The organism is Enterobacteriaceae bacterium ESL0689 (genome assembly GCA_029433525.1).
In the GTDB taxonomy this organism is placed as follows: Bacteria; Pseudomonadota; Gammaproteobacteria; order Enterobacterales; family Enterobacteriaceae; genus JAQTIF01.
Map to the genome: position 1 here is coordinate 1,336,409 of JAQTIF010000001.1, position 24,253 is coordinate 1,360,661.

Annotated in this window: 19 protein-coding genes and 1 pseudogene; 8 read left to right on the forward strand and 12 right to left on the reverse strand. The window is 50.0% G+C overall.

Annotated elements, in window-relative coordinates; translation table 11 throughout:
* Entirely contained in the window at positions 1 to 825 is an 825-nt protein-coding gene (gene dapD / locus PT300_06540) for a 2,3,4,5-tetrahydropyridine-2,6-dicarboxylate N-succinyltransferase (protein ID MDF7680272.1), read from the forward strand.
* Between the two features lie 80 nt (positions 826 to 905).
* On the opposite strand, the gene degP is transcribed toward dapD, so the two are convergent.
* Together degP and dgt are read right to left on the reverse strand one after the other, a co-directional pair.
* Entirely contained in the window at positions 906 to 2,327 is a 1,422-nt protein-coding gene (degP, locus tag PT300_06545) for a serine endoprotease DegP (protein MDF7680273.1), read from the reverse strand.
* 160 nt (positions 2,328 to 2,487) lie between these two features.
* Positions 2,488 to 3,999: a dGTPase gene (dgt, locus tag PT300_06550; GenBank protein ID MDF7680274.1), complete on the reverse strand. Its 1,512-nt coding sequence runs from the start codon at positions 3,997 to 3,999 to the stop codon at positions 2,488 to 2,490.
* A gap of 83 nt (positions 4,000 to 4,082) precedes the next feature.
* Here dgt and mtnN point away from each other — a divergent pair, with 83 nt between their 5' ends.
* Both mtnN and btuF read left to right on the forward strand, forming a co-directional pair.
* On the forward strand, positions 4,083 to 4,781 hold the full coding sequence (gene mtnN, locus PT300_06555) for a 5'-methylthioadenosine/S-adenosylhomocysteine nucleosidase (GenBank protein ID MDF7680275.1): 699 nt from the start codon (positions 4,083 to 4,085) through the stop codon (positions 4,779 to 4,781).
* Positions 4,774 to 5,574, forward strand: a complete 801-nt coding sequence (btuF, locus tag PT300_06560; protein MDF7680276.1) for a vitamin B12 ABC transporter substrate-binding protein BtuF — start codon at positions 4,774 to 4,776, stop codon at positions 5,572 to 5,574. Before mtnN ends, btuF begins: the two co-directional genes overlap by 8 nt.
* Positions 5,575 to 5,598: 24 nt before the next feature.
* Here btuF and erpA read toward each other — a convergent pair whose 3' ends face one another.
* Both erpA and clcA read right to left on the reverse strand, forming a co-directional pair.
* A complete protein-coding gene (gene erpA / locus PT300_06565; GenBank protein ID MDF7680277.1) occupies positions 5,599 to 5,943 on the reverse strand; it encodes an iron-sulfur cluster insertion protein ErpA in 345 nt (114 codons plus the stop codon).
* 84 nt (positions 5,944 to 6,027) lie between these two features.
* Positions 6,028 to 7,434: pseudogene (clcA, locus tag PT300_06570) on the reverse strand (H(+)/Cl(-) exchange transporter ClcA).
* A gap of 298 nt (positions 7,435 to 7,732) precedes the next feature.
* Here clcA and hemL point away from each other — a divergent pair.
* Complete coding sequence (gene hemL / locus PT300_06575; protein MDF7680278.1) at positions 7,733 to 9,013, forward strand: glutamate-1-semialdehyde 2,1-aminomutase; 1,281 nt, start codon at positions 7,733 to 7,735, stop codon at positions 9,011 to 9,013.
* A 50-nt stretch (positions 9,014 to 9,063) separates the two neighbouring features.
* On the opposite strand, the gene mrcB is transcribed toward hemL, so the two are convergent.
* From mrcB to PT300_06615, 8 genes are all read right to left on the reverse strand, one after another.
* The gene (gene mrcB, locus PT300_06580) at positions 9,064 to 11,613 is read right to left on the reverse strand and encodes a bifunctional glycosyl transferase/transpeptidase (protein ID MDF7680279.1); all 2,550 of its coding nucleotides are present in this window, start codon (positions 11,611 to 11,613) and stop codon (positions 9,064 to 9,066) included.
* Between the two features lie 314 nt (positions 11,614 to 11,927).
* The gene (locus tag PT300_06585; GenBank protein ID MDF7680280.1) at positions 11,928 to 13,109 is read right to left on the reverse strand and encodes an amidohydrolase; all 1,182 of its coding nucleotides are present in this window, start codon (positions 13,107 to 13,109) and stop codon (positions 11,928 to 11,930) included.
* A gap of 11 nt (positions 13,110 to 13,120) precedes the next feature.
* A complete protein-coding gene (locus PT300_06590) occupies positions 13,121 to 14,320 on the reverse strand; it encodes an MFS transporter (GenBank protein MDF7680281.1) in 1,200 nt (399 codons plus the stop codon).
* A gap of 230 nt (positions 14,321 to 14,550) precedes the next feature.
* Positions 14,551 to 15,240: an amino acid ABC transporter permease gene (locus PT300_06595; GenBank protein ID MDF7680282.1), complete on the reverse strand. Its 690-nt coding sequence runs from the start codon at positions 15,238 to 15,240 to the stop codon at positions 14,551 to 14,553.
* A complete protein-coding gene (locus PT300_06600) occupies positions 15,230 to 15,982 on the reverse strand; it encodes an amino acid ABC transporter permease (GenBank protein ID MDF7680283.1) in 753 nt (250 codons plus the stop codon). The genes PT300_06595 and PT300_06600 overlap by 11 nt, the downstream gene beginning before the upstream one ends.
* A complete protein-coding gene (locus PT300_06605) occupies positions 15,979 to 16,797 on the reverse strand; it encodes an amino acid ABC transporter ATP-binding protein (GenBank protein ID MDF7680284.1) in 819 nt (272 codons plus the stop codon). The genes PT300_06600 and PT300_06605 overlap by 4 nt, the downstream gene beginning before the upstream one ends.
* A gap of 1 nt (position 16,798) precedes the next feature.
* Positions 16,799 to 17,608: an ABC transporter substrate-binding protein gene (locus PT300_06610; GenBank protein ID MDF7680285.1), complete on the reverse strand. Its 810-nt coding sequence runs from the start codon at positions 17,606 to 17,608 to the stop codon at positions 16,799 to 16,801.
* Between the two features lie 511 nt (positions 17,609 to 18,119).
* Positions 18,120 to 18,814 (reverse strand): IS1 family transposase gene (locus PT300_06615; GenBank protein ID MDF7680286.1). Its coding sequence is split into 2 segments (ribosomal slippage): positions 18,120 to 18,556 and positions 18,556 to 18,814, totalling 696 coding nucleotides; the frame shifts between segments, so codons are not numbered across the junction.
* A gap of 821 nt (positions 18,815 to 19,635) precedes the next feature.
* On the opposite strand from PT300_06615, the gene PT300_06620 reads away from it, so the two are divergent.
* The 4 genes from PT300_06620 (at position 19,636) to PT300_06635 (ending at position 24,246) form a co-directional block, all read left to right on the forward strand.
* On the forward strand, positions 19,636 to 20,181 hold the full coding sequence (locus PT300_06620) for a fimbrial protein (protein ID MDF7680287.1): 546 nt from the start codon (positions 19,636 to 19,638) through the stop codon (positions 20,179 to 20,181).
* Between the two features lie 76 nt (positions 20,182 to 20,257).
* Positions 20,258 to 20,797 carry a fimbrial protein gene (locus PT300_06625; GenBank protein ID MDF7680288.1) on the forward strand — a complete coding sequence of 180 codons (540 nt, stop codon included), beginning with the start codon at positions 20,258 to 20,260 and terminating at the stop codon, positions 20,795 to 20,797.
* Positions 20,798 to 20,859: 62 nt separating this feature from the next.
* Positions 20,860 to 21,585 (forward strand): fimbria/pilus periplasmic chaperone, encoded by a 726-nt coding sequence (locus PT300_06630; GenBank protein MDF7680289.1) that lies wholly within the window; start codon positions 20,860 to 20,862, stop codon positions 21,583 to 21,585.
* Between the two features lie 54 nt (positions 21,586 to 21,639).
* Positions 21,640 to 24,246, forward strand: a complete 2,607-nt coding sequence (locus PT300_06635; GenBank protein ID MDF7680290.1) for a fimbrial biogenesis usher protein — start codon at positions 21,640 to 21,642, stop codon at positions 24,244 to 24,246.
* The last annotated feature ends 7 nt before the right edge of the window (positions 24,247 to 24,253 follow it).

Genomic DNA, 24,253 nt, shown 5'->3' on the forward strand with positions numbered 1-24,253 from the left:
ATGCAACAACTACAAAATATTATTGAATCTGCCTTTGAACGCCGTGCCGACATCACGCCGGATAATGTCGATACCCCCACCCGTGAAGCGATTCTTCAGGTGATTTCTCTCCTTGACTCCGGTGCATTACGTGTTGCAGAAAAAATGAATGATCAATGGGTCACTCATCAGTGGCTGAAAAAAGCGGTTCTGCTCTCTTTTCGTATTCATGATAATCAGCTGATCGAAGGCGCGGAAAGCCGCTATTACGACAAAGTACCGATGAAATTCGCCGATTATAGTGCTGAACGTTTTCGCCAGGAGGGCTTTCGTGTCGTACCGCCCGCTGCCGTGCGTCAAGGGGCGTTTATTGCCCGCAATACCGTACTGATGCCCTCCTACGTTAACATTGGTGCTTATGTCGATGAAGGGACGATGGTGGATACCTGGGCGACGGTCGGCTCCTGTGCTCAGATTGGTAAAAATGTCCATCTGTCCGGAGGGGTAGGCATTGGCGGCGTCCTCGAACCATTACAGGCGAATCCGACGATCATTGAGGATAACTGTTTTATCGGTGCCCGCTCTGAGGTTGTGGAAGGGGTTATCGTCGAAGAGGGATCGGTTATCTCTATGGGCGTCTATCTCGGCCAGAGTACCAAAATTTATGATCGTGAAACCGGCGAAGTCCATTATGGTCGCGTACCGGCTGGCTCTGTCGTGGTTTCCGGTAATCTGCCGTCAAAAGATGGACGGTATAGTCTGTACTGTGCCGTTATTGTTAAAAAAGTGGATGCCAAAACCCGTGGTAAAGTCGGTATTAATGAGCTGCTGCGTAGTATCGACTAAACACCCGGCTCTCGGCAGTGCCAGCGGGCTTTAGCACTCAAAAGCCCCTTTTTCGCAATCAGAAAAAGGGGCTTTACTGATCACTGCATCAGCAGATAGATCGTGCTATCACCACGCTGAATATTCAACGCCAGCACCGATGGCTTGGTTTCAAAAATCTTGCGCAAATCAGCGATATTTTTTACCGCTTGCTGGTTCACGCCGACGATCAGATCGCCTTTCTTCAGGCCAATTTGTGCTGCGGGGGTACCGGGCTTCACGTTATTCACGATCACCCCTTTATCCTGGCCTTTATTGCTCATCTCTGCCCCTTCAATGCCATTGAAGAGAGTGCTGGAGTCCACTTGATTCTGGCTACTTTGCTGCAATTCCAGGGTGACGTTGACTGTTTTACCGTTACGTATCAATCCGAGGTCAATTTTACTGCCAATCGGCATTGTACCAATCTGGGCACGTAGTGCAGCAAAGCTATTAATCGCTTTACCATTGAGGGAAACGATCACATCACCGGCCTGAATGCCCGCTTTCATCGCTGTCGAACCGGGGAGTACCTGACTGACAAACGCCCCACGCTGGGTATCCACTTTCATGGCTTTCGCCAGTTCGGAATTGAGCTCGGTTCCCATAATTCCCAGCTCGCCACGTTTCACCTGGCCATATTTCACCATCTGTTCTGCGAGGTTTTTCACCATATTACTTGGAATGGCAAAACCGATACCGATATTGCCGCCATCCGGCGCGAGGATCGCGGTATTAATACCAATCAGTTCACCGTTGAGATTGACCAGTGCTCCCCCTGAGTTACCGCGGTTAATCGCCGCATCGGTCTGGATAAAGTTTTCATAGTTTTCGGCGTTAAGGCCGCTACGACCCAGCGCGGAGACAATCCCTGAAGTGACCGTTTCACCGAGTCCAAAAGGGTTACCGATGGCAACGGCATAATCGCCCACCCGCAGGGTGTCAGAATCTGCCAGCATCACCGCTGTCAGGTTCTTCGGGTTCTGGATCTGAATCAGCGCAATATCAGAGCGCGGATCTTTGCCCACCACTTTGGCGTCAAATTTACGCCCATCGTTGAGCAGGACTTTTATTGTCGTCGCATTATCAACAACGTGGTTATTGGTCACAACATAACCTTTCCCGGCATCAATAATCACCCCGGAACCCTGGGCAACAAATTTCCGCTGTTTCGCATTGCCGCCCGGATTACCACCGCCCTGGCAGAACGGTGAGTCCTGGAATGGGGAGTCCTGCTGACAGAAGGGCGAGTTATCACCAAAAAATGGCTGTAAGTTACGCGGGACACGTTGTGTATTAACCGTAGCACTCCCCTCAACATTGATGCTGACGACTGACGGCATCACTTTTTCCAGCATCGGTGCCAGGCTTGGCATTTGCTGCACAGAAGAAGAGGATGTTTCTGCCGCGCTCGCCGAGAGCGGGGATAACGCCAGGCCTAAACTTAGCGCCAGAGCGCTCATTGCTAACGTGGTTTTTTTCATCATATCTCAATCTCAATTTTGATAATGCAAATTGTCAGGTTATGGCTGTCAGAGTCGTTCTATCATACTAAGTTCCCTGATTAAACCACGGGGAAAAGTAAAAATTTATTGTCGATATTTACAAAAGTGGACGTTGATAGTACGCCGCGATCTCCGGTCATTATTCTACAGCCATCAACCGCCGGTATTCATCCCACGCATATAAATCGGTCATTCCGCTGATGTAGTCCTGAATCAAACGACAACGGTAATAATACTCCATGAGAGGATATTCTTCGGCCTGAGGCGAGATTTTATTTATCGCTTCGATATAAGCCAGCCGGTGACGGGTTGAGAGTTTCTGATACAAGCGTGAAGCAATCGGTAAATCGGCGGTTCGTCCGTGCTCTACCAGTAAACTAAACTGTTGCGGCGATAAGGTTAACAACGGCTCATAGATATCGAGCAGCCCACGGATAACACGATAGCCTTGCAGCTCAAGCTGCTCGACAGATTCATGGCTAAATACATGTTTTATAGCTATATTTTTATAAAGTTTCAGCAGCTGGCTACAATCGCTCTCATCTTCAAGCAACGCCTGATTAAAATCACCGGTAAAGATTTCGGCTAAATGATCAATAAATTGATTCGCGGCGTAGGGCACCAGTTTATTCAAGGTATTAACCCGTAAATACATAAAGAACTGATCGGCCGCACTCTGATGAAGTGAATTAGTCCGTGATTTCTGCCACGCATTTTCCACCACCAGCGCAAATAGCGATCCCTTTTTGACCGGCCCCCATGCCTCAGACAGCCGCTGATATAACTGTTCGACACTGAAAATGCGTTTTTCTACCGCATCTTCAAGGTCAGCGACACAATAAGAGATATCGTCTGCCGCTTCTGTTATCCATGTCAGCGGGAAGCGGCTGTAAGGGCCGAGATCCAGCTCCTGACGTAATTGCGCGACATACTCCTCTTCGGATAAATAATAACCGGGTTTCTTCATTAAATAGCTGTGGCTGGCGGGCAGTTCTCCCCGCCACCAGGCCGGGCGGGTATATTTCAGGATACAGCCCACCTGTGCGGAAGTCAGATTCATCCGCATCAGGGTATGCACTAAACGGATCCCCTGAGCGTTACCGTCAAAACAGCACAGATCCTGACGGATTTTACTGCGCAGTTCATTCAGTCTGCCACGGCCCGCTTGCCCGCGTAGCACATCGACGCGACAGCGATCATCAGTGGCTTCGTGGTCAGCCTCTTCCGGTGCCAGCCGCTGACGGAACCAGTCATTGATCGCCGCTTCACCAAAATGACCAAATGGCGGGTTGCCGATATCATGCATCAGACAAGCCATTTCGACAACACTCTCAAAGGGGGCCGTTAAATGATCTAAGCCATAGGTTTGCAGCAAATTCTGCTGTTTCAGATGACTGAGGATCTCTCGGGCAATGTAACGTCCTGTCTGCTGAACCTCCAGAGAGTGCGTCAGACGGGTACGTACAGCAGCATTGCGCTCCAGAGGAAAGACCTGCGTCTTTTGCTGTAAACGACGGATCGCCGGTGAGTTGATAATTCGCCCGCGATCACTTTCAAAAATACGCAGAATGTCATGTTCTGTTTCGCTACTTTGTGGTGAACCATAGCAGCGTTGCCAGCTAATTTTGTTGCGAAAATCAATTTTTGCCATAGCTTCTCCTGCACGAACAATAACGTTTCCTTTTAAGGACATGATAGACTATGTTACAAAATGGACAGAACGCGAGTAACTCTATGAAAATTGGTATCATTGGCGCTATGGAAGAAGAAGTTACTCTCCTGCGCGATAAAATCAACCATTGTCAGACATTCACCCTCGGTGGCAGTGAAATTTACACCGGTCAGCTTGGGGGCTGTGATGTCGCGTTGTTAAAGTCGGGAATTGGTAAAGTGGCGGCTGCGATGGGTGCGGTACTCCTGCTGGAACACTGCCAGCCCGATGTGGTGATCAATACCGGTTCCGCTGGTGGCCTGGCGTCGACCCTGCAGGTCGGTGATATCGTTATTTCTGACGAAACACGCTATCACGATGCTGATGTCACCGCCTTCGGTTATGAATATGGTCAGTTACCGGACTGCCCGGCAGGTTTTAAAGCCGACGATAAGCTTATCGCCACCGCCCAGCGTTGTATTACCGCGCTGGGACTGCATGCGGTACGGGGTCTTATCGTCAGCGGCGATGCGTTCATCAACGGCGCTGATGGGCTGGAGAAAATCCGCCATCATTTCCCGCAGGCCGTCGCGGTCGAGATGGAAGCCACTGCTATTGCACATGTTTGCCATAACTTCGGCGTCCCCTTTGTGGTGGTACGGGCGATTTCCGACGTGGCAGATAAGCAATCTCACCTGAGCTTCGATGAGTTTCTGGCCACTGCCGCGAAACAATCTTCATTGATGGTGGAGAAAATGGTGCAGCATCTGACCCATGGTTAAGCTGCTGAAACGACTGCTGTGCGCGGTGTGGCTGCTGATCCCGCTATCGCTCTTTGCCACACCGCGGGTTATCTCGCTGTCACCGGCCAATACCGAGCTGGCATTTGCCGCCGGGATCACCCCGATTGCGGTCAGTAGCTATTCCGATTATCCGCCCGCCGCCCGTGATATCGAACAGGTCGCTAACTGGCAGGGTCTTAATCTGGAGCGTATTGTGGCGTTGCAACCGGATCTGATTCTGGCATGGCGGGGCGGAAACAGCGAACGTCAGGTGAATCAGCTCAGTCGGCTGGGGATCAAAGTGATATGGGTCGAGACGACGACCATCGCAGATATTATCGCCACCCTGCAACAGCTGGCCGCGTGGAGCCCTCAGCCGGAAAAAGCCCGCCAGGCCGCTCAGAAGATGCAAAACAGTTATGCGACGCTCCAGACACGCTACGCCAATGTCGCCCGCCAGCGGGTCTTTTTACAATTCGGTACACAGCCGCTTTTTACCACCAATCACCACTCGATTCAGCATCAGATCCTGACACTGTGTGGGGGAGAAAATATTTTTGCCGCCAGTCCTGCACCGTGGCCTCAGGTCGGTCGCGAGCAGGTACTGGCCGGAAAGCCACAGGTTATTGTTATCGCTGGTGATATCAGCAAAGCACGCGCGGTCGAGCGCTACTGGCATGATCAGCCAGGTGTGCGCGTTATTGCCCTCAATCATGACTGGTTTGAACGTGCTGGCCCGCGTATTCTGTTAGCGGCTCAGCAACTCTGCCGCGCACTGGCGCAGGAGGGGTAAAGGGGGTGACTGCGGATGCCAGAATTAGATGCTGAATGACGATCCACAACCGCAGGTGCTCTTCGCATTGGGGTTGATCACAATAAAGCGGGAACCTTCCAGACCTTCGCTGTAATCGACAGAACCACCGACCAGATATTGCAGGCTCATCGGGTCAACCACCAGTTCAACCCCCTGTTTCTCGATGGTCATATCACCTTCGTTCACCTGATCATCAAAGGTGAAGCCGTACTGGAAGCCACTGCATCCTCCGCCGGTAATATAGACGCGCAACTTGAGATTGGGATTCTCTTCATCGGCAATCAGCAGTTTGACTTTTTTTGCTGCAGCATCGGTAAATTCCAGCGGTAACGCTATATCATCACTCATTTTATTACGCTCCCATTGAGACTTATGGTAGGTTAAAGAATAACCTGACCTCTGGCATCATTATCTAACAGGCAATGAAATCGTTCAAGTGCTGGCCCCTGACGTCGACGGCGTGCTGGCGGCCTGTTTCGCCAGGGTACGTTCAAGAATAGTCGAATATAACGGTTTACCGCCGAGGAATTGCGCCAGCAGGGTTGCGCCAAGACAGGTGATGATCATCGGTAAAATAAGTTGATAATTATCGGTCATCTCCAGCACAAGGATAATGCCGGTTAAAGGCGCACGAACAGAGGCCGCCATCAGCGCGCCCATTCCGGCGATAGCAAATGTGCCCGCTTGCAGATGCCAGTCGGGTAACATCGGTATCATGGCCATACCAAACGCCGTACCCAGTAAGGTTCCCAGCGCCAGCATCGGAGCAAAAATACCCCCGGGCGCACCGGAAGAGAAACACAGTAATGTCATCAATACCCGAGCGGCAAAGATCCACAGTAACCAGCTGACCGGGAAATTTCCTGTTGCCGCAAGCGGGATCAGGCTAAAACCACCGCCTGTTACTGCGGGTTCGATCAGCGCCAGCACGCCGCATAATCCGCCAATCAACGCGCCGATCATCACCGCTTTTTTGCGACTAGCGCCATAAATACGCTGGAACAGATCCTGGGTTGCCAGCACCAGGCGATTAAACAACGGCCCGATACAGCCAAAAATCATCCCGAGGATCAGATATAACCACAGCGTCTTTACCGGTGCATCGCCCGATTTACCGATGTCGATGATCGCCGATTGACCATTAAAGAGTTGAAACACAATCGCCGACATAATCACCCCGGTAAAAACCGCTTTGATCGAGATCAGATTGTAGCGAAACTGTGGGCGCATCTCTTCGAGGATAAATAAAATTCCCGCCAGGGGTGCGTTAAAGGCTGCTGAAAGCCCGGCCGCCGCTCCTGTTGCCAGTAAGGTGTGACGGGCTTCGGGACTGCGCAAATGAAACATATCCAGCATCATGCGCCCGATATTCCCCCCCAGCTGTACCGTGGGGCCCTCACGTCCAAGCACCATGCCCGCTCCCAGTGTCCCCATGCCGCCGATAAACTTGACCGGCAACACTCGCCACCAGCGCACCGGGCGCAGATCTTCCAGCGCGCCCTCTATTTACGGGATGCCGGAACCACCTGCCTCCGGGGCAAAACGTCGCACCAGATAGTAGCCCGTCATTGCCAGAAAAGCAGAACAGAGAAAGGCTAGCGGCCAGAACAGGAATGGTCGGTCAGCGAACTGTACCAGGGTCATGAGCCGCAGATTTTGTACCCCCGTCACCCCTTTTTCAAAAGCGACGCCAGCCACGCCGGTCAGGGTTCCGACGACGGCGGCCATCAACAACACCGTTAGCGGTGTTTTATCACGCTGGATCAGGCGATGTACCACCGCCATACGGCGCAAGCGTTCGATCTGTTTTGCTTCAGAGGAGGAAGGGACTCTTTTCATGTTTTTTCTTTATTTTCAATTTAGGATCAGGGGAAGACACCCTGTGTTAAGCTTTTTCTCTGCTTAGCACCTGGCTCATCAGGCTATTTTACTTGCCATTTTGGCCCTGGACAGTGCTCGAAATCCTCAGGTACGACCTGTATGCTGCGGTTTCTCCGCGCTGTTCGTGTCCAGACTGGCTGCGCCAATAACGCCTGGTGGGCCAGGCTCTTAGCGCCTGCCGGATGATGGTATATAACTCCAGCGTAATCACTTAGAATAAGCAGTCAGATATTTAATACCAATCAGGATCATAGTAATGAGCAAATCGGAAACTCTTTATCACGCCGCACGTGAACTTATCCCCGGCGGTGTCAATTCTCCTGTACGGGCTTTTAGCGGTGTTGGTGGCACGCCCCTGTTTATCGAACGTGCCGATGGCGCTTATCTCTATGATGTTGATGGTAAAGCCTACATTGATTATATCGGTTCCTGGGGGCCGATGGTATTAGGCCATAACCATCCGGTGATCCGCAATGCCGTCATCGATGCCGCAAAACGTGGCCTGAGTTTTGGTGCCCCCACCGAGATGGAAGTCGCGATGGCGCAGCGGGTGACTGAGCTGGTGCCGACGATGGATATGGTGCGGATGGTCAATTCCGGCACGGAAGCGACGATGAGCGCTATCCGCCTGGCGCGGGGCTTTACCGGGCGGGATAAAATTATCAAATTTGAAGGTTGTTATCACGGTCATGCTGACTGTCTGCTGGTTAAAGCGGGTTCCGGGGCGTTGACACTGGGCCAGCCGAACTCGCCAGGCGTTCCCGCTGACTTTGCTAAACATACCCTGACCTGCACCTATAACGATCTGGCCTCCGTGCGTGCCGCATTCAGCCAGTATCCACAAGAGATCGCCTGTATTATTGTCGAGCCGGTGGCCGGTAATATGAACTGTATTCCGCCACTGCCTGATTTTCTGCCTGGTCTGCGTGCCTTGTGTGATGAGTTCGGTGCGTTGCTGATTATCGATGAGGTGATGACCGGCTTTCGCGTGGCGTTGGCCGGTGCGCAGTCTTACTATGGTGTGGTGCCGGATCTGACCTGTCTGGGCAAAATCATTGGCGGTGGAATGCCGGTCGGTGCTTTTGGTGGGCGCCGTGATGTGATGCAGGCGCTGGCACCGGATGGCCCGGTGTATCAGGCGGGTACGCTCTCCGGCAATCCGATTGCAATGGCTGCGGGACTCGCCTGCCTGAACGAAGTCGCTCAGCCCGGTGTGCAGGAAACATTAACCGATCTGACCGACCAGCTGGCTCAGGGATTGCTGGATGCGGCTGGTGATGCTGAAATTCCGCTGGTAGTCAATCATGTCGGCGGCATGTTTGGTCTGTTCTTTACCTCCGCGCCACAAGTGACCTGCTACCAGGATGTCCTGAAGTGCGATGTGGAACGCTTTAAGCGCTTCTTCCATCTGATGCTCAACGAGGGCGTCTATCTGGCTCCTTCCGCATTTGAGGCCGGATTTATGTCGGTGGCGCATAGCGATGATGATATCAATGCCACCATTGCTGCGGCACGTAAGGCATTCGCACAACTGTAAGTGCCATCGGGGAGTGCTCCCCGATGGTTATCGCTCGTTGTGTCTGAACATTAATTGCTACCGAACATCTCCTTGATCCAGCCAGCAACGCCGTCGCTCTTTTCCGGTGCTGGCGGTGGCGCAGATGATGGCTGGCGATCAGGTTGATTAAACGGATTATTTTGCTGTTGCAACAATTCGTCTTGCTGACACAAGGTATCAGGCGAGGTTGCCCAGACGGGCAGAGAACGCACGCCATCACCGGCGCAGACAAAATTACCATTGCTGTCCACCGCCATCTCCACCACATTTTCCGGCGCAGTCAGCAGCAGGGGTGTCGGCGTCTGGTTATCCAGATAACGTTGATAAATAGACATCGCACCACTCGCGCCATACAGCTTGGTTGGCTGGTTATTATCACGACCGACCCATGTGATCGTCACCTGATTGCCATCAATACCGGCAAACCAGGTATCCACATTATTGTTGGTGGTCCCGGTTTTCCCCGCCAGATGCAAATCGGGATATCGGGCACCCAACTGACGTCCTGTACCGCGCTGTATCACCTGCTGCATCGTCCATAGGGTCATATACGCCGCCTGTGCCGGGACTTCTCGTTGTGCCTGCGGGTAGCTCTGATAAAGTATCTTGCCATCTTCGGCGATCACCGAACGCAGTGCCGACAGGGTGGCGCGGTTACCACCGCTGGCAATCGTCTGGAAGGCTTGTGCGACCTCCACAGGCGTGAAATTCAGTGCCCCCAGTAGCATCGCAGGAACCATGTCAATCTGTGCTTTCGGGATGCCCAGTTTCTGCCAGGTTTCGCTGACGGCCGGTAAACCCAGCGTCATTCCGAGATTCACGGTCGGTACATTCATCGATCGGGTGAGTGCGTCCACCAGCATCACCTGTTCACTGAAACGCCGATCATCATTCTGGGGCGACCAGGTCTGGCCATTCGCTAAACGCAGGGTGATCGGCGCATCAGCAATCAGGGTATTCAGACGATACTGATTTGGTTGACTTAACGCCGTGAGATAAGTGGCGGGTTTCGCCAGTGAACCAATGGAGCGACGCGCCTGCATCGCCCGGTTATAACCAGCGAATTGTGGATCGGCACCGCCAATCATCGCCCGGACTTCGCCGCTCAAACGATCAACGACGACCATTGCGGTTTCCAGATCGGGCAACTTACGCTGTTTCTTCAGTAACGGGATACCTTCAAGCACCGCTTTTTCGGCGGCATCCTGCGAGACAGGATCAAAAGTGGTAAAAATTTTCACGCCGGAAAGGTCTTTCACCTTATCGCCGAGCTTATCCTGTAATTCCTGACGTACCAGCTGCATAAATGCCGGTTGAGGAGAGATGACGCCACCTCGCGGTTGTACGCCCAGCGGACGGGCGCTCAGCAGGGTGTAGAGCTCCTGGTCGATCACTTTCTGGGTCTGCAATAAACGCAGCACCAGATTGCGCCGTTCAAGCGCCAGCTTTGGATTACGCCACGGGTTGTATACTGACGCGCCTTTTACCATTCCCACCAGCAAAGCCTGCTGATCAAGGCTGAGTTCTTCTACCGGGCGACCAAAATAGTAGAGGCTTGCCAGCGGGAACCCCCGGATTTCGTTGCCGCCACTCTGGCCGAGGTAGACCTCATTCATATACAGCTCAAGGATACGATCCTTGCTATAGCGGGCATCGACGATCAGCGCCATATAGGCTTCATTCACTTTACGCCAGTAGGAACGTTCGCTGGAAAGAAACAGGTTCTTGACCAGTTGTTGCGTCAGCGTACTGGCACCTTGTACCGCCCGCCCGGCGATCAGGTTCGCCAGTACCGCACGACCGATTGAGTACAGGCTAATGCCATCATGCTGGTAAAAGTGGCGATCTTCGGTCACCTGTAGGGTCTCTACCAGTAAATCGGGGAAGCCGCTCCGTTTGACAAACAGACGCTGTTCGCCATTGGCCGATTGCAGCATGGTAATCAAGCGGGGATCGAGACGGAAGAAGCCAAACTGACGGTTGTTTTCCATATTTTCAATCGATTGCAGACGATCGCCGTCAAAATTCAAACGGGCACGAACCTGTCCTTCTTTACTATCCGGAAAATCAAATGGCCGACGAATCATCTCAATACGATTGCCCTGCACGGTATACTCCCCAGGGCGTGTCATCGCACTGACCTGGCGATACTGTGTGGCATTGAGCAGATTGATCATCTCGTTTTTACTGATTGGCATATCGGGTTCGAGATTGACCATTCGGCCATATACCGCAGCGGGAAGATCCCAGACTTTACCATCGATACGACTACGGATTTTCTGATCAAGATAGACACCATAGGCAGCGATCAGTACAGCAAAAACGATCACCAGCCTGATGATCCACCACCAGCGAAACCCTTTACGGCGCGGGGATTTCCCCCGACGGCGTGCTTTCTTTAATTTCGGCTTCGGCATCGGCTCATCATCATAGTCATCTTCATCATATTCATTATCATCATAGTCATTGTCATCATCGTCGTAATCTTCACCCTGGTTGCGACGACGGGAGGCGTGTTGTTTTTCCGGACGTGAGGATTTCACTTGACGCCCGATCGGCTCGCGGTGATTTCCCGCCATGCTCATTCTCCATCTCTTGTAGCGACAGGCTCTTATTCGCTCTTTTTTTATTGTTTGCTGGATATACCATCAATTATCTCTGGCTGCAGAGAATAGCATCAATCAGGTTGTTGACAAAGAAGGGTGATGAGGATTTCCGGCACAGGATCCTGTGCATTAAGCGTTATTTTAGCGGGCAAAACGTTGGCGGATGGCTGACAAATATACTGTGACGCGACGCAATTAACAGGCAGATATGATTTTCCGGTCACTGATGCTTATGAGTGAGCCCGGCGATAGTCAACAAAACGGTGACCGCCGGGCGCAAAAAAGTGCTAATCAATGTTCAGTAACTGGCTCACCAGCGCGATGTGGGTTTTGATACCCGCCGCCAGAACATCTTCATCGATACGGAAATGGGGATTATGTACGCTCCATGTTGCGCCTTTTTCCTTATTGCCACAGCCGATGAACAGGAAAGTACCGGGAATTTTTTCCTGATAGGAGGAAAAATCTTCACTGCCGAACAGTGGCCGCTCTTCCCGCTTCAGTGTACCGGCCGGAAAGTGGCGTTCGATAGCCGCCATCGCGATAGCGTTGGTGCTGGGATGGTTATAACCCACGGCATAACCTTGCTGCCAGCGGATCTCACTGCTTGCGCCGTGGGCGGCGGTGATGCCGTTGATGATCCGTGACATCAGCTTTGGCACCTCTTCACGCACTTGCTGATTATGGGTGCGTAACGTCCCCGCCAGCTTAGTGCTATTGGGGATCACGTTATAGCTGTCACCCGACTGAAAGGTGGCGATAGTCAGCACCGGGGCGGTTGCCGGGTCGACATTCCGCGCGACAATCTGTTGCAGGGCGGTGACAACTTCCGCACCGATGGTGATGGGATCAATACAGTGTTGCGGCATCGAACCATGACCGCCTTTGCCCTGGATAGTAATATCGAAGTTATCACTGGATGCGACGTAGACGCCCTCTTTCAGCGAAAGTTTACCTGTTGGTATCGCCGGTAAAACGTGCAGGCCAAAAATATGTTCTACATCATCCAGTATGCCGATCTTCACCAGTTCGCGGGCACCCCCTGGTGGGACTTCCTCTGCTGGCTGGAAAATAAATTTAATACTGCCGTGCAGTTTGTCACCTAGCTGGCTGAGTACCTTCGCTGCACCCATCAGCATCGCCGCGTGCGCATCGTGACCGCAGGCGTGCATGACCCCTGGTACGGTGGAACAGAAATGTTCACCGCTCTCTTCCTGCAAGGGCAACGCGTCAATATCGGCACGTAATGCCCACATCGGCCCTGGATGGGCGCCGCGCAGTACGGCAATAACGCAGTTTTCCAGCGGGCGGCTGATTTCCAGTTCGCTGAAAGAAGCCAGTTCACTGGCAATATAATCGGCCGTCGGTTTTTCCTGAAAAGAGAGATCAGGATGAGCATGGATATGACGACGCCAGCGCAGAGCCTCTTCGGCAGCAGCGGAAACCAACAGTTCAGTAGCGTGATTCATAAATTTTTCCTTCAATCAGCAGCAGACGAAGCAGCGACGATGGCTTTGCGGCGCATCAATGGCAGCACCGCAATTGCCGAGCAGACCATCGCCAGTGACAGAAACAGGAACGTACTGGCATAACCGTGAGTCGTCGCCACCAGATAACCAATCACGATCGGTGCGACAAAGCCTCCCAGCGTTCCCCCGGTATTAATCAGACCGATAGCCGACCCCATAATGTTTTCCGGTAGGCGTTTCATCGGCAGCGTAAAGGCCGTGACGAAGGCGGTCATTAAAAAGATGTCGCCGATGAATAACAGCAGGCTGGCAATCAGTGGGTCCGGGGCATAAAAAATGGCAAAAATAGCCGCGCCACTGATCAGCGCACTGACAGCGATCACCTGTGATTCACGATTGAGAAAATATTTTCCTACCAGCCAGCCAGTGCCCAGCGAAGATATCCACATACCAAGGCCACCCGCGGCGACGACGTAGCCAGAGCCAGTCAGCGACATTCCCATGTTTTGTACGAAAAATTTGGGTAGCCATGCCATCAGACCATAGGTAGGAATATTGATACAGAATATCGCGATAAACAGCAGAATAACGGTGGGGTTACGCCATAATGCATGATGAGTGGCCTCTTTTTTTGCGGCTACCGTTGCCGCTGGCTGTTGGCGTGGCACCTGCCAGGCGATGAGAGCTGCAACCACACAGACCATTAGCCCAAGTACAACAAAGGAGTAATGCCATCCAAGAGCGGATATGGCCTTAGTCGCAATAATCGGCCCGATAGTCATCGCCAGTCCTGCCGATGACAGCAAAATAGACTGGGCGAAAGTGCGTTTTTCGACGCTGAAATTACTGACCACCGCTTTGGCACATGAACAAGGGTAGCCGGAATGGCCGACGCCGGAAAGGAAACGAAACAGTAGCAGAAGCGCGAAACTGAAACCCAGACCACCGAAGCAGAGGGCACACCCCCCCAGCGCTAAGAGTGACATGATGAGCATCGGTTTATAGCCAATTCGGTCATTCAGCCAGCCGGAGGGGATCTGGAATAGCGAATAAGCGAGGAAAAAAACACCGGTGATATAGCCCAGTTGTTTACTATCGAGGCTAAACTCCTGCTCTATCGGCAACATCGCGAAGCCGATGACGGTTTTATCGATATAAACGAAGACATAGCCAATAAACAGCAAAAAGATCATTTGGTACTGACTTTTCATTTTTATTTCCGCCTGTAATCCATAAGTGCGTGCTGGCGTTATCCACATCAATATTGGGGGGTAATGATATGTGGAAGAAGAGATTAACTCTCTACAGATAATGCTCTTTATATAATAAGAACGAAAAAGATATCTCATAAAAATGAGTTAGTTGCAAGCATTAAGGTCAATGGTATAGGGCGGCGATGTCTGTTTTGCGATCCGCCAGTCAACTCAGATGTCACCGTTTGTTAGCCGCGGGGGGCGCGTCTGGCTAAATAGCGATTTGCCAGCTGATTCAGGCCGCAGCATAGCAGGTAATAAACAGCGCCAGTAAAAAGAAAAATGGCTAATGGGTAGATCTGTACCCGGTTATTAACCTGACCGGCAACGGTGGTCAGTTCCGGGACGTTGACGATAAATGCCAGCGAGGTATCTTTAAGCAGATTGATAAAAATGCCCACCAGAGAAGGTTGTATATGACGCAACGCTTGTGGCAATAAAATCAAATGTAATGCCTGCCAGGCGGAGAAACCCTGGGCGCGAGCCGCCTGATATTGTCCGGCTGGCAATGCCTGCAAGCCCGCCAGCACTGAATGCATCACCGACGCACTGGTGAACCACGCCAGCGCGAGAGTGACCGTAACCGCCCCAGGTAGATCGCTGCCGGTGAGCATCGGTAGCAGATACCAGAGCCAGAAAATAACGAAAATCAGTGGAATACCGCGAATGAGTTCTGCCCACAGAAACAGCAATCGACGAACCAGGCCATGATAGCGCCAGGCGACGCCAGCCAGTAAAATCCCGCCAGGGAGGGCCAGTATGGCTGCGCCAGTCGCCATCATCAGTGTCAGCACGACACCGCCTGGAATACCTTCCGCCAGTCGCCCCCATAGCAGATAATCAAGATTATCGATGATAACCGCCAGATTAACGTTCACAGGATACGCTTCCATTTCGTTTTTTAGCCGGGCCGAAGCAGGAAAGTAGTGTTCCCGCTATCATGCCAAACGCCAGGTATAACAGGGTTCCGGCACCGAATGCCTCGAGGGCATGAGCGTTATAACTTTCGATTTGCCGAACCTGATAAGTCAGTTCGGCAAGGCCGATGCCGCTGGCTAGCGAAGAGAGTTTGATGAGATTCAGATACTGACCGACGATGGGTTGCCAGGCGTTTGCCACTGCCTGGGGCAGCAGGATATAAAGCAGGGTTTGCCATGCGCTCAATCCCTGGCTACATGCGGCCTCCCGTTGACCGAGGCTAATAGCGTGTATCCCGGCAGTGACCTCTTCTACCAGAAATGCCGACGTAAATACGCTTAATCCCCACATAGAGCAGAGAAATTCAGGGGTGAACCACCAGACGTTTTCCGGCAGAACGGCCCATTGATGATCGGCATTGATAAAATCACGCAGGCCCAATGGCAAGCCGTTCCAGGCGGCAAAATACCAGAACAGCAGTTGTACCAGCAGCGGTGTGTTGCGAAATAATGAAACCCAGCAGGCCACCAGCCCGCGTCCTGCCTTGCCACCCCCTAACCGCAAGGCCAGCAACAGAATAGCCAGAATAGTCGCCAGTACGATCCCGGCGATACTGATCCCTACGGTGGTCAGAAAACCGGAGATCAGCCACTGGAGAGGTTGTCCGCTAAGTATGCCGTGCCAGTCAAAAACAGGAGTCAATCGGGGCGCTCCTGGTGTAACGGATTGAGGACTTTTTGTAGAAAACGATGCGTGCGGACATGTTGTGGATGTACAAAAAACGTCGCTGGAGGCGCGACTTCGAGGATCTCACCTTTATCGATAAAGACCACCCGGTCAGCGATCTCGCGGGCAAACTGCATCTCATGGGTGACCACAAGCATCGTGATGCCACTGTGGGCCAGTGTTTTCATCACCTGTAATACTTCACCGATCATTTCAGGATCGAGGGCGGATGTCGGTTCATCGAAAAGAATAATTTGTGGTGAAGAGGCGAGGGCGCGGGCAATCGCAACACGCTGTTGCTGACCACCAGAGAGCTGAGCAGACATAAATTGCGCTTTATCCTCCAGCCCGACCTGTTGCAGCAGTGCCAGTGCGCGATGACGAGCGGCATCGCTCTTCCAGCCGTGCACACGCTCCAGGGCCAGAGTAATATTCTGTAGTGCTGTCAGATGGGCATAGAGATTGAATTGCTGAAAAACAAAACCGACCCGACTGCGTAACTGGCGTAAAGCGCGGGCAGTCAGTTGATGGGTGGGCTTGCCATCGATCAGAATTTCACCCTCACTGAGTGATTCAAGTTGATTGATCAGGCGAATCAATGTCGATTTCCCGGAACCGGAGGGGCCGAGGATCGCGACGACCTCGCCCGGCTCAACCTGCAGATTAATATTGTTCAATACCTGATGATTACCGTAACTTTTGGCAACCTGACGAAATTCAATGCTGGCGCGTTGTAAATGCGAAAAATCCGCAGACGCCGCTGTGGCGGATGAAAACAGAGCGGATAACATACTATTTCGCTTCGATAGTAAATGTGCGTGGTTGCGGTGTCTGAGTGGTCGGGCCAAACCAGAGATCGTATATTTTGGTTGCCTGGCCTGATTTTTCGAGCTCCAGCAACCCTTGATTCACCGCGTTCAGCAATGCGGGCTGGCCTTTCTTTACCCCTACGCCAATCTCTTCTTTGCTGAGCAGTTCAGGAATAATCTTAAATTTTTGTTTATCGGGTGCGGCGGCCAGCAAGCCAGCCAGAATCGTGCTGTCCTGAGTAATCGCCTGGACATTACCGTGACGTAGTGCAGTCAGTGCCAGTGGAATATCATCATAGGAGAGAACCCGTGATTGCGGGAAACGTTGATGTAATGTCTGTTCGCCCGTCGTGCCTTTTACTGCTCCAATACGTGATTTCTGGTAACTTTGCAGCGTGTCAGCGGAAGTTGCCGGCACAAGGAATTGCTGACCGGTGACAAAATAGGGGAGAGAAAAATCAATCACCTGAGCACGTTCCGGGGTAATCGTCATATCTGCGATGATCAGATCCACTTTACTTGATTGTAATAGCGGAATTCGATTTGCCGGATTCGTCGCGACCAGTTTGAGGCCGACACCCAGTGATTGCGCGAGTGCCTGTGCAAAATCGACATCGTACCCTACCAGTTGATGGCTTTCAGGATCAATCGAACCAAAAGGGGGATTAGCATCAAAAGTGGCGATTTTTATCACACCAGCCGCTTTAATATCGGCTAACTGGTCGGCCTGCGCCTGGGTCGTCAGTATCAATATACCGAATACCAATTGCGATGCTATGTCTGTTATCCGCATGATATTTCCCTTAAAATTTTATTTTGTATTTCATACCTGCCACGCTCCCATAAACCGATGCTATCCGGCAAGGAAGAAAAAGTTCTTATCTATAACAGAAAGATATTTAATCGCGAGCCATCATGCTTTGCCAGAGTTGTGCATCAGGCGGCATTGTTACAGGCGCAGAAATCTGATCCTGCATGAATGACGACTATCGCTCATCAGTATGCTTATCACTCAAAGGGAGAGAAAACGATAGCTTAATGTTATTTAGAAAAAATATCGCACAATTTGTTAAAAATATTATAAGTTAAATTTTTAAAGACTTGTTTGAATTTTACTTCAAAGGATTAAATGCCAGAATAAAAAGTGTGTAATATTAAATGCGTCATGAAAATAAGAGTTTTCTGGTTGATTTTAAACTGCGGTTTTTAACAGAGGGGCAGACTATTAAACTGTAATCGCTTCGTCCCGGTTTGCGGGCGTTAGCCCGTATTGCTGGTGGTATATTCAATATGTTTATATTGTCTCAAACATAATATTCGCGCTCAATAAAAGTACCGATGATCCTGTCATGCATCTCAAAAGATTTTGAGTACCCCAGTGTCTTACGATTCAGTCGCTTTAACCGGTTACGCAGATTCAGGTTGTCCCGTTCAATCCGCTGCGTGTAAAGCTTACCCCTGATATGTTTTTCATCCGGCAGTATGTCATATGCGCTGAAGTTATCGGTACACCAGAAGGCGACATGAAAACCTGATAATAATCTCAGTAACCTGCGCAGTGTCTTTTTGCTCCTGCGCCCAAAAGTAGGCGCAATAATACGTTTGAGACGAGGCTCCCACGCATACCACAGCCAGCGTTGCTGCTTTTTACTGCCAGCAAAAGACCACATCTCATCCACTTCACAGATAAGCTGGATTTGCAGATTATCCAGCGGCAATGTGGTTACACATCGTGGCGCGGGTTTTTTAAAGTGCGGACAACGGCATTGATGCTGATATGCAGAGTCCGTGCGGTATCACGGATACCGGCATTATTTATAGCAAGGTCAACAATTTGTTCTTTCATGCCGGGGCGGCAGGCACGATAAGCATAATCGGTCTGGAAAGTACGACAGCATGACTGACAACGATAGCGCTGAAAACCGGACTTACCCAGGCCATGCTTTTTAACGGGTTCAGTTTGTTGACAAAACGGGCATGTTACGTCAATTTTAGCCATCTGGTGTCTCTGATAAAAAGAGCGATGATACAACGTGATCAATATGTTGAATACATGACCCAAAATTGTTACATAGAGATTAACGCTAAGAAACCATGCGATAACAAAAAATATTTTAGAGAGAAAATATCACGATTAGTGAGGGTGGAAACGGGTAGGGAAAGTATCATTTTACTTTTAAAAAGTGAGTGGTAAAATTAATAAGTTGATTTTTATAAATATTTTTTAGCGAATTTGTTAATGACAGATGAGCCAAACCAATAGTCTGATATGACACCAGGCCGGTGTCTGGTGTGGTGTTGCGATATGTCAACATGTTTCTGTAGGCTTTGTTGAATAATAGTGAACCATGCTGTTTTATCACACCTGTTTTGGTCATAAATGCTGGTCTCTACTGCGAGAAGCTTCCGACCCTGACCTTAACCTTCTGATTTTACGTTGAGGAAGACCGATGTTTTTGTAGGCACGCAGCATAATATCTATTTATTCAACAAAGCCGTTTCTGTATCGACAAATTGATAACCATCATCTATGTTATATTATGTAAGGTGTTAAACTTTGATGTGATTATTTTTGGTTATATTCATAGTCATTAAAAAAAAGTTTTTTTTCCGTATTATATGCGCGCTGTAAATGTGTACGAATAACATCGTTTGATAATGGCATAATACATATTCTGAGTATTTGTTACAGGTGAAAAATGGTAAGCAGGCCAGTCTGCGGGCATGGTGTTTGCATATAATGCCAGATTAAGTGCATCTAAACTAAATAACCTGGATAACTTGAAGTACGGTAATTTATATCAATTAAGGAGTACCACTGTGAAGATCAAATCATTAGCAATCATCGCAATGTCTGCATTATCACTGAGTTCAGTATCTGCTTTAGCTGCGTCAACAATAGTTAATGGTGGTGAGATACATTTTAGAGGTGAAGTTGTTTCTGCGGCTTGTGCCATCAACGCTGCCTCACTTGATCAAACTGTCCAGTTAGGTCAGGTGCGTTCTGACCAACTGGGTACAACAGGTAATATCAGCACGAATGTTGGTTTTACGATTCAGTTAGATGATTGTGATGTGAGTGTAGCGACAAAAGCCGCTGTCGCTTTCATCGGCACAACAGTGAGTGGCCAGCCTAAGATTCTGGCACTGCAAAATTCTGCTGCAGGCAGCGCCGTCAATGTCGGTATTCAGATTACAGACAGAACAGGTACTGCGCTGGTACTGGATGGTACTGATTTTGGTGCATCAACTATGCTGAACGCAGGGACTAATATTATTCCACTGCAGGCTCATTATATTGCTACCGGTGTGGCAACTGCAGGTATCGCTAATGCAGATGTCACCTTTAAAGTGCAGTATCAATAAGATCTGAATTCGGCAGGGAAGCAATAAGAGCCAGGAGGGCTCACAATATTTTATAGCGGACCAGGATAACTTATTGATGAAACTAATAAAATCTGGGCTGTTACTTATTTTGTTACCCGGTCTGGCCACAGCGAGTGTACAGTCAGCCACGACTCAGGCAGAAGGTGCCTTGCGTTTTCAGGGGATCATTATCGCGGAGGCCTGTCGCGTTGAAGCGGGTGATCAGCAAATGACTGTTAACATGGGGCAGATCAGTAGTAACAGGTTTCATACTGTTGGTGAAGACAGCAATCCGGTGGCTTTTGATATTCATTTACAGGATTGCAGCACAGCCATCAGTCAGCGCGTTAGTGTGACTTTTCACGGTGTGACTGACTATAAATATACCGATGTACTTTCAGCGGGTGATGCACCGGGGGTTGCCAGAGGAGTGGGTATCGTTCTGTTTGACAAAGACGGTAAACAGATCCTGCTGAGTGAACCATCCGAAAGCAAGACACTTATTCATGATGGCCCGACAACGCTTCACTTTGTCGCGAAATACAGGGCAACTGAAAATCAGGTTGTTGGTGGGGTTGTTAATTCTCAGGCCTGGTTCTCATTGACCTATCAGTAAGTCAATTAAAAATAATATTACAATGGAATTCACCTGCAATAATTATAAAACAGGAACATATAGTGAATAAACAAGGGCAGAATATAAGAAAATCGCACAAGATAACTCATGCCATACTGGCAGGCGTTTTACTTTTGGCGACTTATGGCGTAAGTCGCCATGCTGAAGCAGGCGTTGCGCTGGGTGCCACTCGGGTTATCTATCCAGCCGGACAAAAACAGGTCCAGTTAGCTGTGACTAACAGCGATAATAAAAGTGCTTATTTAATTCAGTCATGGGTAGAAAATGCCGACGGGAAAAAAGATGGCCGTTTCGTTGTTACTCCACCGCTGTTTTCGATGCAAGGCAAAAAAGAGAATACACTGCGCATTATTGATGCGACTAATAATCAATTGCCGCAGGATCGCGAGAGTCTGTTCTGGATGAATGTCAAAGCGATTCCAGCAATGGATAAGGCTAAACTGAGCGAAAATACTTTACAACTGGCGATTATCAGCCGCATCAAACTATACTATCGCCCAGCCAGGCTCGCACTTCCACCGGAACAGGCGGCAGAAAAACTCTCTTTCACTCGTGAAGGGGCATCGCTGGTCTTGACCAATCCCACCCCTTATTATCTGACCGTGACGGAGCTCAAAGCAGGAAATAAAGAGCTGGAAAACGCGCTGGTGCCACCAATGGGTAAAACCTCAGTGAAATTACCTGCTGATGCTGGTAGTAATATTACATACCAGACAATTAATGATTATGGTGCATTGACTACGCCACAGAAAGCAGTCGTGAAATAATCGGGAACACAACAGCAAAAATAAATAGCCGGATATTATTAAACCGGAGGGATTATGTTGTATCGCCAAGATGAACTGGATGATTTAGGTTCCCGATGTATCCGGCGTACTTTACTATCGACGCTGGTACTGCTGTTTTGTGCAAGGTTATTTCCTGTGCAGGCTGAAATCTATTTTAATCCACGTTTTTTAACCGATGATCAGACTGCCGAAGTCGATTTATCGGGATTTGAAAAAGGTCAGGAAATACCACCTGGGACCTATCATGTCGACCTTTATCTGAATGATAATTTGATTACCACTCAGGATGTTGTATTTCATAGTAATGAACAGGGGAGTGATCTGGTGCCTTGTCTGACACGTAATCAGTTGTCAAACATAGGGGTCAATATCGCCAAACTACCTGTGAGCGAAACGCTGGACAACGAAACATGCCAGCCGTTAACAACGCTGATAAGTGACGCCACTTCTCGTTTTGATGTGGGTAAACAGCATCTGTATATCACGGTTCCACAAGATTTTATGAATAATCATGCCCGTGGTTATATCCCTCCGGAACAATGGGATAATGGTATTACCGCGGCCTTAATTAACTATAACTTTACCGGGAATAATGTTCATAACGATTCTGGTAGCAGCAATTATGCCTATCTGAACCTGCAAAGTGGGCTGAATTTTGATGCCTGGCGCCTGCGGGATAACAGTACCTGGAGTTATAGTAGTGGTAATTCATCGAATAATATCAACGAATGGCAGCACGTTAATACCTGGCTTGAACGGGATATTGTCGCGTTACGTTCGCGATTGACGATTGGTGATAGCTATACCAATGGTGATATCTTTGATGGAATTAACTTCCGTGGTGTGCAGTTAGCTTCTGACGACAATATGTTACCGGATAGTTTGCGGGGATTTGCTCCGGTTATTCACGGGATTGCGCGTGGTACGGCGCAGGTATCCATTAAACAAAATGGTTATGAAATCTATCAGAATACAGTGCCTCCAGGCCCCTTTACCATCGACGATATTTACACCGCAGGTAATGGCGGTGATCTTCAGGTCACGATAAAAGAAGCAGATGGTAGTAGCCAGGTATTCAGTGTTCCGTGGTCCACTGTGCCGATGTTACAGCGTGAAGGCCATACACGTTATGCCGTCAATGCCGGTGAATACCGCAATGGCAATAAACAACAGGAAAAACCGAAGTTTTTCCAGGGTATTCTGATGCAAGGGCTGCCAGCTGGCTGGACATTGTATGGTGGTACTCAGGCGGCGGATCGCTATCGCGCCTTTAATTTAGGTGTCGGTAAAAATATGGGTTATCTGGGAGCGATGTCACTGGATGTGACTCAGGCTAACGCCACACTGCCTGATGACAGCGATCATCACGGCCAATCGATACGTTTCTTATATAACAAGTCGTTGAATGAAACAGGAACCAATATCCAGTTAGTGGGATATCGTTATTCCACCAGTGGCTATTATAATTTTGCTGATACCACGTACAGTCGAATGAGTGGTTATAGTATAGAAACAGCGAATGGTATCGTTCACACTAAGCCCAAATACACGGACTACTACAATCTGACTTATAACCGACGCGGTAAGACCCAGGTCAGTGTCAGCCAGCAGCTGACCGATATGGCCAGTCTCTATCTGACGGGCAGCCACCAAACCTACTGGAGCACCAGTCATGTCGACAAACAGCTGCAGGCTGGGCTTAATGCGGCAACCGGCGATATCAGCTGGACGCTGAGTTATAGTTTATCAAAAAATGCCTGGCAGCAAGGGAACGACCAGATGTTGTCTCTCAATGTTAATATTCCCTTTAGTCACTGGCTGCGTTCCGACACGCAATCTATCTGGCAGAGAGCCAACGCCAGCTACAGCATGTCACATGATCTTAACGGCCGCATGACCAATATGGCCGGGCTTTACGGCACCTTACTGGAAGATAATAACCTCAGCTACAGTGTCCAGGCAGGACGTAATGATGGTGGTGATGGCAATAGTGGTTCGACGGGGTATACCGCATTGAATTATCGCGGTGGCTATGGCAACGCGAATGTCGGTTACAGCCGCAGTAATGGTTTTAAACAACTCTATTATGGTGTTACGGGCGGTATGCTGGTACATGCTAATGGCATCACGTTAAGCCAGCCACTGAACGATACCGCTGTGCTGGTCAAAGCACCTGGGGCAGGTAACGTAAAAGTTGAAAACCAGACCGGGGTATACACTGACTGGCGGGGCTATGCCGTGATCCCTTACGCGAGCGAGTACCGGGAAAACCGTATTGCGCTTAATACCAACAGCCTGGCGGATAATGTCGATCTGGATGATGCTGTCGTCAGTGTGGTTCCGACCCGTGGCGCGATTGTTCGTGCTGATTTTAAACCCCACGTTGGGATAAAAATTCTTATGACGCTGATTCACAATGGTAAACCGGCACCCTTTGGGGCGCAAGTGACCGCTGACAACAGTCAAAGCAGCGGCATTGTCGCCGATAACGGACAGGTTTATCTCAGCGGTATGCCTTTGACAGGTAGCGTACAGGTGCAATGGGGTAATCAAACTGATACCCATTGTGTGGCGGATTATCACTTGCCAGCTGAGAGCCAGCAGCAAGCGTTAAGCCAGCTATCGGTTGAATGTCGCTAAGGAGGCA

Bases quoted from the DNA above. Each gene is read 5' to 3' on its own strand.
- dapD (MDF7680272.1), top strand. From the start codon at position 1: ATGCAACAACTACAAAATATTATTGAATCTGCCTTTGAACGCCGTGCC.
- degP (MDF7680273.1), bottom strand. From the start codon at position 2,327: ATGAAAAAAACCACGTTAGCAATGAGCGCTCTGGCGCTAAGTTTAGGC.
- dgt (MDF7680274.1), bottom strand. From the start codon at position 3,999: ATGGCAAAAATTGATTTTCGCAACAAAATTAGCTGGCAACGCTGCTAT.
- mtnN (MDF7680275.1), top strand. From the start codon at position 4,083: ATGAAAATTGGTATCATTGGCGCTATGGAAGAAGAAGTTACTCTCCTG.
- btuF (MDF7680276.1), top strand. From the start codon at position 4,774: ATGGTTAAGCTGCTGAAACGACTGCTGTGCGCGGTGTGGCTGCTGATC.
- erpA (MDF7680277.1), bottom strand. From the start codon at position 5,943: ATGAGTGATGATATAGCGTTACCGCTGGAATTTACCGATGCTGCAGCA.
- hemL (MDF7680278.1), top strand. From the start codon at position 7,733: ATGAGCAAATCGGAAACTCTTTATCACGCCGCACGTGAACTTATCCCC.
- mrcB (MDF7680279.1), bottom strand. From the start codon at position 11,613: ATGGCGGGAAATCACCGCGAGCCGATCGGGCGTCAAGTGAAATCCTCA.
- PT300_06585 (MDF7680280.1), bottom strand. From the start codon at position 13,109: ATGAATCACGCTACTGAACTGTTGGTTTCCGCTGCTGCCGAAGAGGCT.
- PT300_06590 (MDF7680281.1), bottom strand. From the start codon at position 14,320: ATGAAAAGTCAGTACCAAATGATCTTTTTGCTGTTTATTGGCTATGTC.
- PT300_06605 (MDF7680284.1), bottom strand. From the start codon at position 16,797: ATGTTATCCGCTCTGTTTTCATCCGCCACAGCGGCGTCTGCGGATTTT.
- PT300_06610 (MDF7680285.1), bottom strand. From the start codon at position 17,608: ATGCGGATAACAGACATAGCATCGCAATTGGTATTCGGTATATTGATA.
- PT300_06625 (MDF7680288.1), top strand. From the start codon at position 20,258: ATGAAACTAATAAAATCTGGGCTGTTACTTATTTTGTTACCCGGTCTG.
- PT300_06635 (MDF7680290.1), top strand. From the start codon at position 21,640: ATGTTGTATCGCCAAGATGAACTGGATGATTTAGGTTCCCGATGTATC.